Annotated in this window: 11 protein-coding genes and 2 pseudogenes; 7 read left to right on the forward strand and 6 right to left on the reverse strand. The window is 65.4% G+C overall.

Features of this window, described 5'->3' with window-relative positions; genetic code table 11:
- Positions 1–47: 47 nt before the first annotated feature.
- The 4 genes from ACR80S_RS15525 to ACR80S_RS15540 all read left to right on the forward strand — a co-directional run bounded on the left by ACR80S_RS15525 (position 48) and on the right by ACR80S_RS15540 (position 4505).
- Positions 48–1679: an acyl-CoA synthetase gene (locus tag ACR80S_RS15525; protein WP_435403753.1), complete on the forward strand. Its 1632-nt coding sequence runs from the start codon at positions 48–50 to the stop codon at positions 1677–1679.
- A 42-nt stretch (positions 1680–1721) separates the two neighbouring features.
- A complete protein-coding gene (locus ACR80S_RS15530; protein WP_435403754.1) occupies positions 1722–2573 on the forward strand; it encodes a 3-hydroxybutyryl-CoA dehydrogenase in 852 nt (283 codons plus the stop codon).
- Between the two features lie 32 nt (positions 2574–2605).
- Positions 2606–3586, forward strand: a complete 981-nt coding sequence (gene acuI, locus ACR80S_RS15535; protein ID WP_435403755.1) for an acrylyl-CoA reductase (NADPH) — start codon at positions 2606–2608, stop codon at positions 3584–3586.
- A 145-nt stretch (positions 3587–3731) separates the two neighbouring features.
- Positions 3732–4505 (forward strand): enoyl-CoA hydratase-related protein, encoded by a 774-nt coding sequence (locus ACR80S_RS15540; RefSeq protein WP_435403756.1) that lies wholly within the window; start codon positions 3732–3734, stop codon positions 4503–4505.
- A gap of 80 nt (positions 4506–4585) precedes the next feature.
- Here the strand turns inward: ACR80S_RS15540 and ACR80S_RS15545 are convergent.
- Both ACR80S_RS15545 and ACR80S_RS15550 read right to left on the reverse strand, forming a co-directional pair.
- A pseudogene (locus ACR80S_RS15545) lies at positions 4586–4789 on the reverse strand (enoyl-CoA hydratase-related protein); the annotation flags it as partial.
- 4 nt (positions 4790–4793) lie between these two features.
- Positions 4794–6566, reverse strand: a pseudogene (locus ACR80S_RS15550) (NAD(P)/FAD-dependent oxidoreductase); the annotation flags it as partial.
- A 413-nt stretch (positions 6567–6979) separates the two neighbouring features.
- Between ACR80S_RS15550 and ACR80S_RS15555 the strand changes: the two are divergent.
- Positions 6980–8095 carry an AAA-type ATPase lid domain-containing protein gene (locus ACR80S_RS15555; RefSeq protein ID WP_435403757.1) on the forward strand — a complete coding sequence of 372 codons (1116 nt, stop codon included), beginning with the start codon at positions 6980–6982 and terminating at the stop codon, positions 8093–8095.
- Positions 8096–8107: 12 nt separating this feature from the next.
- On the opposite strand, the gene ACR80S_RS15560 is transcribed toward ACR80S_RS15555, so the two are convergent.
- The 3 genes from ACR80S_RS15560 to ACR80S_RS15570 all read right to left on the reverse strand — a co-directional run bounded on the left by ACR80S_RS15560 (position 8108) and on the right by ACR80S_RS15570 (position 10769).
- Positions 8108–9172, reverse strand: coding sequence for an NAD(P)-dependent alcohol dehydrogenase (locus ACR80S_RS15560; protein ID WP_435403758.1), 1065 nt, complete (start codon positions 9170–9172; stop codon positions 8108–8110).
- 164 nt (positions 9173–9336) lie between these two features.
- A complete protein-coding gene (locus ACR80S_RS15565) occupies positions 9337–9762 on the reverse strand; it encodes a VOC family protein (protein ID WP_435401605.1) in 426 nt (141 codons plus the stop codon).
- A gap of 44 nt (positions 9763–9806) precedes the next feature.
- Entirely contained in the window at positions 9807–10769 is a 963-nt protein-coding gene (locus ACR80S_RS15570) for a DMT family transporter (RefSeq protein WP_435403759.1), read from the reverse strand.
- Positions 10770–10963: 194 nt separating this feature from the next.
- On the opposite strand from ACR80S_RS15570, the gene ACR80S_RS15575 reads away from it, so the two are divergent.
- Both ACR80S_RS15575 and ACR80S_RS15580 read left to right on the forward strand, forming a co-directional pair.
- A complete protein-coding gene (locus ACR80S_RS15575) occupies positions 10964–12043 on the forward strand; it encodes an NAD(P)-dependent alcohol dehydrogenase (RefSeq protein WP_435401603.1) in 1080 nt (359 codons plus the stop codon).
- A gap of 456 nt (positions 12044–12499) precedes the next feature.
- Positions 12500–12727: a GDCCVxC domain-containing (seleno)protein gene (locus tag ACR80S_RS15580; RefSeq protein ID WP_435401602.1), complete on the forward strand. Its 228-nt coding sequence runs from the start codon at positions 12500–12502 to the stop codon at positions 12725–12727.
- Between the two features lie 245 nt (positions 12728–12972).
- On the opposite strand, the gene ACR80S_RS15585 is transcribed toward ACR80S_RS15580, so the two are convergent.
- Positions 12973–13236, reverse strand: a complete 264-nt coding sequence (locus tag ACR80S_RS15585) for a helix-turn-helix domain-containing protein (protein ID WP_435403760.1) — start codon at positions 13234–13236, stop codon at positions 12973–12975.
- Positions 13237–13521: the final 285 nt, after the last annotated feature.

Below are 13521 nucleotides of genomic sequence, written 5' to 3' on the forward strand. Positions count from 1 at the left end.
CCGGCGGCTCGCTTTCCGAACACGCAACGCCGATCACGGAGCCTATCATGAGCCAGAGCATCTTCGAACAGGGCCTGCCCAGGACCCCCGCCAACCACGTGGCGCTCTCGCCGCTGACCTTCATCGAACGCACCGCCTCGGTCTACCCGGACTACCCGGCGGTGGTCTTCGGCGAGATCCGCCGCGACTGGGGCACCACTTGGGAGCGCTGCCGGCGGCTCGCCTCGGCGTTGGAGAAGCGCGGTGTCAAGCCCGGCCAGGCGGTGGCGGCGATGCTGCCCAACGTGCCGGCCATGTTCGAGGCCCACTTCGGCGTGCCCCTGGCCGGCTGTGTGCTCAACACCCTGAACATCCGCCTGGATGCCGACGCCATCGCCTACATGCTGGAGCACGGCGAGGCGAAGGCGATTCTGGTCGACCCGGAGTTTGCCGACGTCATCGAGGAGGCGGTGGCGAGGCTCGAGACCAAGCCGTTGATCATCGACGTGGTGGACGAGCAGTTCCTGGCCGACGGCCGCGCCATCGGCGAGCTCGAGTACGAGGCGCTGCTGGCCGAGGGCGACCCCGCCTATCCCTACCGGCTGCCCGAGGACGAGTGGCAGGCGATCTCGCTCAACTACACCTCCGGCACCACCGGCAAGCCCAAGGGGGTGGTCTACCATCACCGCGGCGCCTACCTCAACGCCGTCAGCAATATCCTGGTGTGGGCGATGCCCCACCACCCGGTCTACCTCTGGACCCTGCCGATGTTCCACTGCAACGGCTGGTGCTTCCCCTGGACCATCGCCGCCGCCGCCGGCACCAACGTCTGCCTGCGCAAGGTGGAGGCCAAAAGGGTCATGGACCTGATCGCCGAGGAGGGGATCAGCCACTTCAGCGGCGCGCCCATCGTGCTCAACGGCCTGGTCAACCTGCCCGCCGAGGACAAGCGCCACTTCGACCACCCGGTGAAGGTCACCACCGCCGGCGCTGCGCCGCCCGCCTCGGTGATCGCCGGCGTGGAGACGCTGGGCATCGACGTGACCCACGTCTACGGCCTCACCGAGGTCTACGGCCCGGTGACCTCCTGCGCCTGGCGTGAGGCCTGGAACGAGCTGCCCATGGAGGAGCGGGCCAAGCTCAAGTCTCGCCAGGGCGTGCGCTACCCCATGCTCGAGGCGCTCTGCGTGGCCGATCCCAACACCCTGGAGCCAGTGCCCAAGGACGGCGAGACCATCGGCGAGATCCTGATGCGCGGCAACACCATGATGAAGGGCTACCTGAAGAACGAGGCGGCCACCGACCAGGCCATGGAGGGCGGCTGGTACCATATCGGCGACCTGGCCGTGTGGCATGCCGACGGCTACATCGAGATCAAGGACCGCTCCAAGGACATCATCATCTCCGGCGGCGAGAACATCTCCACCATCGAGGTGGAGGACGCCATCTACTCGCACCCGGCCGTGGAGGAGGCCGCGGTGGTGGCCAAACCCGACGAGAAGTGGGGCGAGACCCCCTGCGCCTTCGTCAAGCTCAAGGTGGGCTATGGCGAGGTGACCGAGGCCGATATCATCGCCCACTGCCGCGAGCGCCTGGCGGGTTTCAAGGCGCCGAAGACGGTGATCTTCACTGAGCTGCCCAAGACCTCCACCGGCAAGATCCAGAAGTTCGTGCTGCGCGAAGAAGCGCGCAAACAGTAACTTTCATGGCACCAAGACCTAAGTTCACGAGGAGAGAGTGCAATGACCCAACAAGCGATCGGCGTGGTAGGCGCCGGCACCATGGGCCAGGGCATCGCCCAGGTGCTGGTGCAGAACGGCTTCGACGTGCAGCTCTATGACGTGGCCGACGAGCAGCTCGAACGGGCCCGCGGCAGCATCGACAAGGGGCTGGGCAAGCTGGTGGCCAAGGAGAAACTTTCCGAGGCCGACAAGGACGCCGCCATGGCGCGTCTGTCCACCTCCACCGCCCTGGACGCCCTGCGCGACTGCGAGGTGATCATCGAGGCCGCCCCGGAACAACCGGCACTCAAGGAGAAACTGTTCCGCGACCTGAGCCGGCTGAGCCACGATGCGATCCTTGCCTCCAACACCTCGTCGCTGTCGCTGACCCGTCTCGCCGCGGTGTGCGAGAAGCCCGAGCGGGTCGTGGGCATGCACTTCTTCAACCCGGTGCCGGTGCTCAAGCTGGTCGAGGTGATCCGCGCCGAGCAGACCAGTGACGCCACCGTGGCACGCATCGAGACATTGACCCAGGCGCTGGGCAAGACCGCCGTGGCCATCGCCGACTCCCCCGGGTTTGCGGTCAACCGCCTGCTGGTGCCGATGATCAACGAGGCGGCCTTCCTGCTCCAGGAGGGCGTGGCCAGCGCCGAGGATATCGACGCGTCGATGAAGCTGGGCGCCGCCCACCCCCTGGGTCCGCTGGCCCTGGCCGACCTGATCGGCCTGGATGTCTGCCTCTCCATCATGGAGGTACTGCAGGAGGGCTTCGGCGACCCGAAGTATCGCCCCTGTCCGCTGCTCAGGCGCATGGTGGCCGCCGGCTACCTCGGTCGAAAATCGGGCCGCGGCTTCCACGTCTACGCATCGTGAAACTCATCGGAATGTCCATCGAGAGGTGAGCAATGTTCAAGGCAATCTTGATCGAGAAGCAGGATGGCGAGCAGCGCGTCGGGCTCCAGACACTGGAGGAGTCGCAGCTCCCGGAAGGGGATGTCACCGTGCGGGTCGAGTGCAGTACCCTCAACTACAAGGATGCCCTGGCGATTTCCGGCAAGGGGCCCGTGGTCAGGCAGTTTCCCATGGTGCCGGGGATCGACCTGGCAGGGACGGTCGAAGCCTCGACCTCCAATGAGTTCAAGCCAGGCGACAGCGTCCTGCTGAATGGCTGGGGCGTGGGCGAAGGGCACTGGGGCGGCCTGGCCGAAAAGGCGCGCCTGGAGAGTCGGTGGCTGATCCCGCTCCCCACGGCCTTCACTGCCCGCCAGGCCATGGCCATCGGGACCGCCGGCTACACGGCGATGCTCGCCGTCATGGCGCTGGAGCATAACGGTGTCCAGCCGGACCAGGGCGACGTGCTGGTGACCGGCGCCAACGGTGGCGTGGGGAGTTATTCCATTGCCCTGCTGTCGCGGCTGGGCTATCGGGTCATCGCCGCCACGGGGCGCCCCGAGGAGGAGGCCTACCTGCGGGGGCTGGGGGCCCAGGAGATCATCGACCGCGGTGAGCTGTCGGAGCCGGGCCGGCCCCTGGCCAAGGAGCGCTGGATCGGCGCCATCGACTCGGTGGGCAGCCACACGCTGGCCAATGTTCTGGCTTCGACGCGCTACGGCGGCACCGTGGCGGCCTGTGGGCTGGCGCAGGGCATGGATCTGCCTTCCAGTGTCGCTCCCTTCATCCTGCGCGGCGTCACCCTGGCGGGGATCGACAGCGTCATGAAGCCGAGGCCGGAACGGCTCGAGGCGTGGCGCCGCCTGGGTGAGCTGCTCGACCCCGAACAGTTGGATGCCATCACCCAGACCATCGGCCTCGAGGAGGCCATCGCCAAGGCAGAGGAACTGCTTGCCGGTCGCGTGCGCGGCAGAGTCGTCGTCAGCATGGTGTGAGTCTGACGTGGGCCTGGTGTGAGCCGAGCCCGACAAAAGAGGGGATTGCCGCCCAACCAAGCGTTCGCTAGGGTTAGGTGGTCTTCCTTCCGAACAACGTTCATCTCCAACAACTATTTCCAACAACACGCCAAGGAGCCCCAACATGAGCGAGTCCCCGATCGAGGTGGTCAATAACGCCGGCATCGTGCGCCTGACCATCAGTCGTCCCAAGGCGCTGAACGCGCTGAACAGCGAGGTGTTGAGTGAGCTTGAGCGCGTGCTGGCCGAACTCGAGACCCGCGACGACCTGCGCGCCGTGCTGATCACCGGTGCCGGCGAGAAGTCCTTCGTCGCCGGTGCCGACATCGCCGAGATGCGTGGCAAGACCCCGGAGGAGGCCCGCGACTTCGCCCGCCAGGCCCTGGCGACCCTCAAGCGCCTGGAGACCCTGCCGGTGCCCACCGTGGCCCTGGTCAATGGCTTCTGCCTGGGCGGTGGCTGCGAGCTGGCGCTGGCCTGCGACTGGGCGGTGGCCAGCGACAACGCCATCTTCGGCCAGCCCGAGGTGCTGCTCGGCGTGATTCCCGGCTTCGGCGGTACCCAGCGCCTGCCACGCCGCGTGGGCCCGGCCATGGCGCTGGACCTGTGCACCACCGGCCGCAAGATCGATGCCAGCGAGGCCCTGCGCATCGGTCTGGTCAATCGCGTGATGCCCCAGGCAGAGCTCGAGGGCTATGTGGAGGAGCTCACCAAGCAGCTCGGCGGCAACGGTCCCAAGTCGGTGCGTGCCGCGAAGCAGGCGATCCATGACGGCCTGGAGCAGGAGCTCGACAGCGCCCTGGCCCTGGAGAACGCGCTCTTTGCCTTCTGCTTCGCCGGCGACGAGCAGACGGAGGGCATGAGCGCCTTCGTCGAGAAGCGCAAGCCGAACTTCTGAGTCCTCGTCGACTCCCCTGAACCAGCGCGGCCGTGGCATCGATGCCACGGCCGCGCTGGTTCAGGGGAGTCGACGAGGACTCAGAAGTTCGGCTTGCGCTTCTCGACGAAGGCGCTCATGCCCTCCGTCTGCTCGTCGCCGGCGAAGCAGAAGGCAAAGAGCGCGTTCTCCAGGGCCAGGGCGCTGTCGAGCTCCTGCTCCAGGCCGTCATGGATCGCCTGCTTCGCGGCACGCACCGACTTGGGACCGTTGCCGCCGAGCTGCTTGGTGAGCTCCTCCACATAGCNGCAGGCCGTAGACGGGGGTCGGGATGCCCTCCATGCGGGCTTTGAGCTGCAGCGACAGGTACTGGGAGTAGTGGCGTGACTGGTGCAGGTTGCCGCCATGGAACCACAGTGCCTCCTGTTGGGTGGGCTTCCACATGTTGCGCAGCTCGCCCTCCCAGGGCCCTGGGTCCTTGGGGGTGTCGGAGCCCATGCCCCAGCACTTGCCGACCTTGTCGGCCACCTCCTGGGAGATGATGCGGGCCGCCCAGCCGTTCATGGAGCCATAGCCGGTGGCATAGACGATCAGGTCCGCTGGCAGCTCGGTGCCGTCGGTGAGGGTCACCGAGCGCGGGTTGATCCGCTCGATGCTGACGCCGCTGTGCAGCTTGACATCGCCGTTGGCCACCAGGTCGCAGGCGCCCACGTCGATGTAGTAGCCGGAGCCACGGCGCAGGTACTTGAGGAAGAGCCCGGAGTCGTCGGAGCCGAAGTCCAGCAGGAAGCCGGCACCCTCCAGCCGCTGGTAGAACTCGGCGTCACGCTCGCGAATCTCGTCGAAGGCCGGCTTCTGGATGGCGGGCAGCACCTTGTAGGGGATCGAGGCGAAGATCAGGTCGGCCTTGTCGTGACTGATGCCGTTGCGCACGGCCTCCTCGGAGTAGAGCGGGCCCAGGACCACGTCCATCAGCGAGTCGGACTTCACGATGTGGGTCGAGGAGCGCTGCAGCATGGTGACGTCGGCGTCGTGTTCCCACAGCGCCGCGCAGATGTCGTGGGCGGAGTTGTTGGAGCCCACCACGATGCACTTCTTGCCGCGGTAGGCGTCCGGCCCCCGGTGCTGGCTGGAGTGCTGCTGCTCGCCCTCGAAGCTCTCGGCCCCCGGGTAGTGGGGAGCGCTGGGCATGCCCGACATGCCGGTGGCCAGAACCAGCTGCTGCGGGCGCAGCGTGACCCGCTCGCCGTCGCGGTTGACCTCCACGACCCACTCGCCGGTGGCCTCATCGAAGCGGGCGCCCTCGCACTCGGTGGAGCCCCAGTAGTTGAGCTCCATCACCCTGGTGTACATCTCCAGCCAGTCGCCGAGCTTGTCCTTGGGGGCGAAGACCGGCCAGTTCGCGGGGAAGGGGAGATAGGGCAGGTGGTCATACCACACCGGGTCGTGCAGGCATAGCGACTTGTAGCGGTTGCGCCAGGAGTCGCCTGGGCGCGGGTTCTTCTCCACCACGATGGTGGGTACGTCCAACTGGCGCAGGCGGGCGGCGAGCGCGATGCCGCCCTGGCCGCCACCGATTATCACGCAGTAGGGCTGGTGCGTGTAGCCGAGTTCCTCCTCCTCGCGCTGGCGGCCCTCCAGCCAGGTCTCGCGGGACTTGTTGGCGCCGTGCTCGGCCCCCAGGGGGCGCCTGTCGCCCCGCGGCTCAGGGTAATCCCTGAGCTCCTGCATGGTGGTCAGCAGGGTCCAGCACTTGCCGTCCTTGAGGCGCACCAGCCCCTTGCCATGCGCCACGTCGGTTTCGAAGGTGAACCAGGCTTCGGTCACGCCGTCGGCCTCGGTGGCCTCGCCGTCGATCCGCCAGCGGGAGGGGCGGGCCTCGGCCAGGGTGGCGTCGAGCATGGACTGGATCTCGTCCTGGCCCTCCAGCGTCTTGAGGTTCCAGGTGAAGGCGACGAGGTCTCGCCAGTAGCACTCCTCGCCGAAGAGGGAGAGCACCGTCTGAATATCGCGCTGCTCAAGCGCGGTCTCGAAATCACCCAGCCACTGCTGGGCGTCCTGGGTTGGCGTGTGTGTCGTCATCGGGGATCTCCGTTTGTTGTTGGGGGTGACACACCCTTCCCATGGCAGGATCCATGCCAGACCCGCAGCCGGCCGTCGTGATGCCACACTTGTTATTGAAATAAGTAGGGAATCAGCCGGGGAGGGAGGCAAAAGCCCGCGTTCTCGAGAGGTGCCCGAACGGGCGAGATGTGACAGCTGTCACCTGTACGGGGTGGTGCTGTCGTTACAGGTGTAACGCCCCGACCAAGGGGGAAGGAGGAACCGATTGACTCCCGCGCGAGGCGGCATAGGCTGGAAGCTGGTTTGCCACACGGTGACAGCGATTAAAGAAGCGCCCCACCAGAAGAACGACACAAGAAGCATCACACAACAACAAACAAGAGCCCCTTCCGCCATTCTCTCGGGCGAGGCGGGGCGATCGGGAGGCGGCAATGACGCTTCGTACCGAGCAGCGCCAACATATCGAGACCCTGATCCACCTCAGCGAGGGCCGGGATACCTCCCTGGCCGGTTGTCGCGAGGTGATCCTGCGCTCCTGGCAGCGCTGCGTGGGCGAGTACCGGCTCGACCCCGGCCGCCCCCGGCAGGTGCGGGTCCTGACCCGGCAGGCGCTGCTGGAGCACCGCGAGCCGGTGGATGAGCTGCTCCACGTGGCGCGGGCGGGGGTCGACCAGCTCTACGCCCAGGTGGCCCGGCTGGGCTATGTGCTGCTGCTCACCGACCATCGCGGCATCACCGTCGACTTCCGCGGCCAGCCCGAGCATGACCAGGCCCTGCGCAAGGCCGGCCTCTACCTCGGGGCCGACTGGGACGAGCGCTATGCCGGGACCTGTGCGGTGGGCACCTGCATCCACAATGCCAGCGCGATCACCTGTCACCAGAGCGAGCACTTCGATGCGACCCATATCGGCCTGACCTGCACGGCGGCGCCGATCACCGACCCCCAGGGCGAGGTGATCGCCGTGCTCGATATCTCCGCCCTGCAGTCGCCGCGCTCCCAGGAGAGCCAGAACTTCGGGCTCTCCCTGGTGAACCTCTACGCCCGGATGATCGCCGAGGGACGTTTTCGTGAGGACCTCTACTATCGCCTGAACGGTGCCCAGCTGCGGCTGCCGGCACTGCGCGAGCGGGCCGACCGGCACTTCGTGATCCGCAGCGTCTACGAGGGGCTGCTGGCGGAGCGGGACGAGGCCAGGTTTCTGCGGGCCGACGCCATGAGCGCGCTGCTGGGGCATGCCTGGCCTGGCAACATCCGCCAGCTCAGGAACGCCTTGAGCTTCGCCCTGGCCACCTCGGAAGGGGAGGAGGTCACCGTGAATGACCTGCCGGAGGAGTGTCAGGAGGCTACTTCCTCGGCGGTGTACCTTCCGCCGGCGCCCGCCGATGGGGCCCCGGGCGACGATGGCCAGGCCCTCCACGACCTGCTGGAGCAGGCGCACTGGAACGTCAGCCTGGTGGCGCGGCGCCTCGGCGTCTCGCGCCCCACGGTCTACCGGCGCATGCAGCGCCATGGGCTGGTGGCGCCCAATCACCGCGGCCGGGGGTGAGCCGCCCGGCGATCAGGCCGCGTCGTCCTTCTTCAGCGATTGCATGTCGATGACGAAGCGGTAGCGCACGTCGCCCTTCTGCATGCGCTCATAGGCAGTGTTGATATCCTGGATGTCGATCATCTCCACGTCGCAGGTGATGCCCTGTTCGGCGCAGAGGTCGAGCAGCTCCTGGGTCTCGGAGACGCCTCCGATCAGCGAGCCGGCCAGCACGCGTCGTTTGAAGACCAGGTTGAAGCCTTCGATGGCGGGCTCGATGGAGTCGAGCAGCCCGACCAGGATGTGGGTGCCGTCGTACTTCAGCGCGGCCAGGTAGGGGTTGAGGTCGTGCTGCACCGGCACGGTATCCAGCATGTAGTCGAAGGTCTCGGCGACGTCCTCCATCTGCGCCGGGTCGCCGGAGACGACGACATGGTCGGCGCCGTGGCGCTTGGCCTCCTCGACCTTGGCCTCGGTGCGGGTGAACACCGTCACCTCGGCGCCCAGCGCCTTGGCTAGCTTGACCCCCATATGCCCGAGGCCGCCCATGCCGATCACCCCGATCCTGTGGCCGGCCTTCACGCCGTAGTGCCTGAGGGGCGAGTAGGTGGTGATGCCGGCGCACAGAATGGGCGCGGCGGAGGCGAGGTCGATGCCTTCGGGCATGCGCAGTACGAAGTGCTCGCTGACCACGATGCGGTCCGAGTAACCGCCCTGGGTGAGGCTGCCATCCTGGCGGTCGTCGCTGCCGTAGGTCATGGTGAAGCCATTCAGGCAGAACTGCTCGACGCCGTCGCGACAGGGCTGGCAGTGGCGGCAGGAGTCGACCATGCAGCCGACCCCCACCAGATCGCCGACCCGGAACTGGCTCACCTCATCGCCCACGGCGGTGACGCGGCCGACGATCTCGTGGCCGGGCACCACGGGGTAGCGGGACATGCCCCAGTCGTTGCGGGCGAAGTGCAGATCGCTGTGGCACACGCCGCAGTAGAGAATCTCGATGGCGACGTCGTCGGAACGCGGCTGGCGGCGCTCGAAGGTGAAGGGGGCCAGGGGCTGGTCATCAGCGTGGGCGGCATAGGCGCGGGTCTGGCTCATGGGGACACTCTCTTCTCGGTACGTGCGTTTCGGTACGTGCGTTTCGGTGCGTGCGTTTCGGTGCGTGCGTTTCGGTGCGTTCGTTTCGGTGCGTGCGTTTCGGTGATTGCTTTTCGGTGCGCGTTTTCAGTACGCAGTGTGTTCGGTGCGGGTCAGCTGCCATCCTACTTGGCGAACAGCTGGCCCATGTCCTTGAACGCCTTGAACTCCAGGGCGTTGCCGCAGGGGTCGAGCAGGAACATGGTGGCCTGTTCGCCCACCTGGCCCTTGAAGCGCACGTAGGGCTCGATCACGAACTCGGTGTCGCGGGCGCGCAGGCGCTCGGCCAGCGTCTCCCACTCCTCCCAGCCCAGCACCACCCCGAAGTGGGGCACCGGCACGTCGTGGCCGTCCACCGCGTTGGTGTTGGCCTGCTCCTGGTAGGGCATCTTCGGGTGTTCGTGGATCACCAGCTGGTGGCCGAAGAAGTTGAAGTCCACCCACTGCTCGCTGGAACGGCCCTCTTTCAGGCCGAACACCTCACCATAGAAGGCGCGGGCCGCGGGCAGGTCGTGGACGGGAATGGCCAGGTGGAAGGGGGAAAGGCTCATGGGGTTCTCCTGTTGTTTTCGCGTGGGGGTATCGTGGAGCGTTGTTATCGCGTGGGGTTGTCTTCGGATGTTGCCTCGAGCGGGGCCTTTGACGTCGTGGTCATCGGGACCGTGATTTCGGTGCGGGGTTCCCTTCGCCGCCGGCCCAGCCGCAGCAGGCCGGTGGCCACGGCGGTGCCGGCCAGGGTGATCGCCATGCCCGCCAGGATCTGCAGACTCAGGCCCTCGCCGAGCAGCAGGTAGCCCCACAGCAGGGCGCTGACCGGCACCAGGAAGGTCACCGTGGAGGTGGCGGTGGCCCCGGCGCTGGCGATCAGCCCGAAGTAGAGCAGGAAGGCCAGGGTGGTGCTGAGCACCGCCAGCGCCAGGCCGTTGGCCCAGGCCAGGCCGCTGATCGGCTCCGTGGGCCACATCAGCAGCCCCGGCACCAGCAGCACCAGCGCCGACATGGCCGAGCTGCCCGCCGCCAGCACGCGCACCGGCAAGTGCGCCAGGTGCATCCGGGCGTAGTTGCTGGCCACCCCATAGCAGAAGGTGGCCCCCAGCACGGCGAGGATGAACCAGCCATCGCCGCCCAAGGCGAAATCCAGCCGATCTGCCGACAGCACATAGACCCCGAAGAAGGCCAGGGCCAGGCCCAGGTACTGCTGGCGCATCACCGGTGTGGCGAAGAACAGCGCCCCGAGCAGGGCGGTGAAGATCGGCGTGGTGGCGTTGATCAGCGAGGTGAAGCCGGCCTCCAGCCGAGTGGTGGCCAGCGCCAGCAGCGTGAAGGGCAGCACATGGTTGATCACGCCCAGCACGAAGAGGCTGCCCTTGTTGGCCCACACCAGCTTCAGATAGTGCAGGCTGAGCAGCAGCGGGACCAGCAGCAGGGCGCCGATACCCATGCGCACCAGGATCAGCGGCACGGGCCCGAACTCCGGCACCGCGACGCGCATGAAGATGAACGACAGGCCCCACAGCGAGGAGAGCAGGATCAGGCGCAGGGTATCGGCGGGTGACATTCGGTTCCTTGAAGGGTGTTAGCGGGCGAATAAAACGATCAGGTTACGGTGGCCGCATGGTATTGGGAAGTGGGACAGCGGGCCGAACTTGTTCGCGGCATTGCAGCATGATATTGACGCGCATCAAGGGCAGGGGCGGCCAACGCCTGCTATAGCTGTAGGGCACCTTCTTCTTCGCGCGCCAGGAGCCCGCCATGCCCGCCATGATGAAAGCCGCCGTCTTCGTCGAACCCGGCCGCATCGAGATAGACGACCGCCCGATCCCCGATATCGGCCCCAACGACGCCCTGATACGGGTGACCACCACCACCATCTGCGGCACCGATGTGCACATCCTCAAGGGCGAGTACCCGGTGAAGAAGGGCCTTATCGTGGGCCACGAGCCGGTGGGGGTGATCGAGAAACTTGGCGCTAACGTGCAGGGCTACCGGGAGGGGCAGCGGGTGATTGCAGGCGCCATCTGCCCGAGCTTCACCTCCTACGCCTGCCAGGACGGCTGCAGCGCCCAGGACGGCGGCCACCATTCCCATGGCTACAAGCCCATGGGCGGCTGGCGTTTCGGCAATACCATCGACGGCGCCCAGGCCGAATACCTGTGCGTGCCGGATGCCCAGGCCAACCTCTCGCCAGTGCCGGACGGCCTCACCGACGACCAGGTGCTGATGTGCCCGGATATCATGTCCACCGGCTTCGCCGGCGCCGAATCGGCCAACATCAAGATTGGCGACTTCGTGGCGGTGTTCGCCCAGGGCCCCATTGGCCTGTGCGCCACTGCCGGTGCCAGGCTGCGCGGGGCGGGCCTGATCATCGCCGTGGACGGCGTCAATGAGCGGCTCGAGATGGCCAAAAAGATGGGCGCCGACGTGACCCTCAACTTCCGCGAGGTGGACGTGGTCGCCGAGATACTCAAGATCACCGGCGGGCGCGGCGTGGATGTCTCCATCGAGGCGCTAGGCTTGCAGCAGACCTTCGAGCAGGCGCTGCGCGTGATCAAGCCCGGCGGCACCCTGTCGAGCCTTGGCGTCTACTCCGAGAACCTCACCATCCCGCTGTCCGCCTTCTGCGCGGGCCTGGGCGACCATCGGATCATCACCACGCTGTGCCCCGGCGGCAAGGAGCGCATGCGCCGCCTGATGCAGATCATCGACAGCGGCCGCCTGGACCTCGGGCCCATGGTCACCCACCGCTATGCGCTGGAGAAGATCGTCGAGGCCTACGACCTCTTCTCCCACCAGCGCGACGGCGTGCTCAAGATCGCCCTCGAAGTGTCGTGAGGTTTCGGTAAACCCACCATGGCCGGGCGGCTACCTCTACCCGGCTTTTCTTCTGATCATGTAAGCATTTACCTGCAAGAGATATGGTAAATGGCTGGCATGGGCAATCAATGATTCCGTATTCTTCCCCTTCGTTGACTGATTGCACCACAACCAAGGGAGTTATCGGTTAGTCTGCTGGCGAATGGTGCTTTAGATGGCGAGGGGGGGTAGTTTATGTTGGTGGCAGCTAACGACCCAAAGCGGTTGTGCCGGCAAAGGCTGCAGGCACGTTATCGGTGTTATGCATGATGCGCGGTGATTAGTTTTTATGTGGCAGAGCCATACTACTGTTCAGCATTTCTTCGCCATGCTTCGCACGGCTTAGAAATGCTGAACAGTTATAGGCTTGATCAATTCCCGTGCTGAGTCTATTCCAATTTTGATTGGGCGAAAATTCACATTTTTCAGGAGGGCATGGCGGTGATCGATATAGTCTTGGAATCAAAGATCAAATGTCCAAACTGCAGTTACGAGAAAATGGAAACTATGCCCACCGACTCATGCCAGTATTTTTACGAGTGCGAGTCTTGTCATGTTTTACTGAAGCCCAAGCATGGCGACTGCTGTGTCTTTTGTTCATACGGCACAGTGCCGTGCCCACCGATTCAACAAGGGTCAGGGTGTTGTACTCCTGACTCATAACAAAGCGCAGCAGTTCGACGCCTGCGGCGGCCGGACGCCATTTCGCTGCGATTAATGGCTCCGCTGTGCCCGGCGTTACATCAGTATCCACTAAATAACTGCTTTCGGCCGATAGTTGCTGTAAACAATATGGTCGTTATCTTTACACGCGCTGGCCGCCCCTTCCAGGAGGCCCTGGAGAGGCGGTTTTGCGTAAAGAAATTGCGTAAATTTTTCCATGTACAGGAAGGGGGCGTTTATCGCTGTCATGCAGCCGCTTCTTTCTCGTCCTCAATTGCCAGCTCGAGGTGGAAATGAGCTGGCCCCGTCAGGTTGACCAGGGCGTCCAGGCTGAACTTGTTGATGCGGCCGTTCAGCAGGTCGTTGAGGCGGGGCTGGGTGATGCCTAGACGGTGCGCTGCCTCTTTCTGGGTGACGCCTGTATAGCGACAATCAAGGTGAGAGTCACGCGACAATTGCGTATTCCGCGCCATCGTGACCGCCTGTTCCGGGCCATCGTGACCGGCCATTCCGTTTCATCGTGACCGATTTCGGCCTATTTCCCGGAAACTGCGGTCACGTTGCCGGAATCCTCGATCACGATCCCGGAATCTCATCTAACTCGCTGGAATGATTCGGACTTTTACGGCATACCCCTCCTTTTGCCTTTGCCCCCGGAGGAGATGATGCCAGCACCGAGGATTCCCATGCCAACCATCATCGAGGTGTTCCGCCTCAAGTACGACGCTGGGCTCAGCCACGAGAAGATTGGGCGGGCCTGCGGCCTCTCCAAGGGCGTTGTCAGCAAGTACGTC

This window comes from Halomonas salsilacus (assembly GCF_051216275.1).
In the GTDB taxonomy this organism is placed as follows: Bacteria; Pseudomonadota; Gammaproteobacteria; order Pseudomonadales; family Halomonadaceae; genus Halomonas.

Coding starts and splice junctions, on each gene's coding strand:
- ACR80S_RS15525 (WP_435403753.1), top strand. CDS start 48: ATGAGCCAGAGCATCTTCGAACAGGGCCTGCCCAGGACCCCCGCCAAC.
- ACR80S_RS15530 (WP_435403754.1), top strand. CDS start 1,722: ATGACCCAACAAGCGATCGGCGTGGTAGGCGCCGGCACCATGGGCCAG.
- acuI (WP_435403755.1), top strand. CDS start 2,606: ATGTTCAAGGCAATCTTGATCGAGAAGCAGGATGGCGAGCAGCGCGTC.
- ACR80S_RS15540 (WP_435403756.1), top strand. CDS start 3,732: ATGAGCGAGTCCCCGATCGAGGTGGTCAATAACGCCGGCATCGTGCGC.
- ACR80S_RS15555 (WP_435403757.1), top strand. CDS start 6,980: ATGACGCTTCGTACCGAGCAGCGCCAACATATCGAGACCCTGATCCAC.
- ACR80S_RS15560 (WP_435403758.1), bottom strand. CDS start 9,172: ATGAGCCAGACCCGCGCCTATGCCGCCCACGCTGATGACCAGCCCCTG.
- ACR80S_RS15565 (WP_435401605.1), bottom strand. CDS start 9,762: ATGAGCCTTTCCCCCTTCCACCTGGCCATTCCCGTCCACGACCTGCCC.
- ACR80S_RS15570 (WP_435403759.1), bottom strand. CDS start 10,769: ATGTCACCCGCCGATACCCTGCGCCTGATCCTGCTCTCCTCGCTGTGG.
- ACR80S_RS15575 (WP_435401603.1), top strand. CDS start 10,964: ATGCCCGCCATGATGAAAGCCGCCGTCTTCGTCGAACCCGGCCGCATC.
- ACR80S_RS15580 (WP_435401602.1), top strand. CDS start 12,500: ATGGCGGTGATCGATATAGTCTTGGAATCAAAGATCAAATGTCCAAAC.
- ACR80S_RS15585 (WP_435403760.1), bottom strand. CDS start 13,236: ATGGCCGGTCACGATGGCCCGGAACAGGCGGTCACGATGGCGCGGAAT.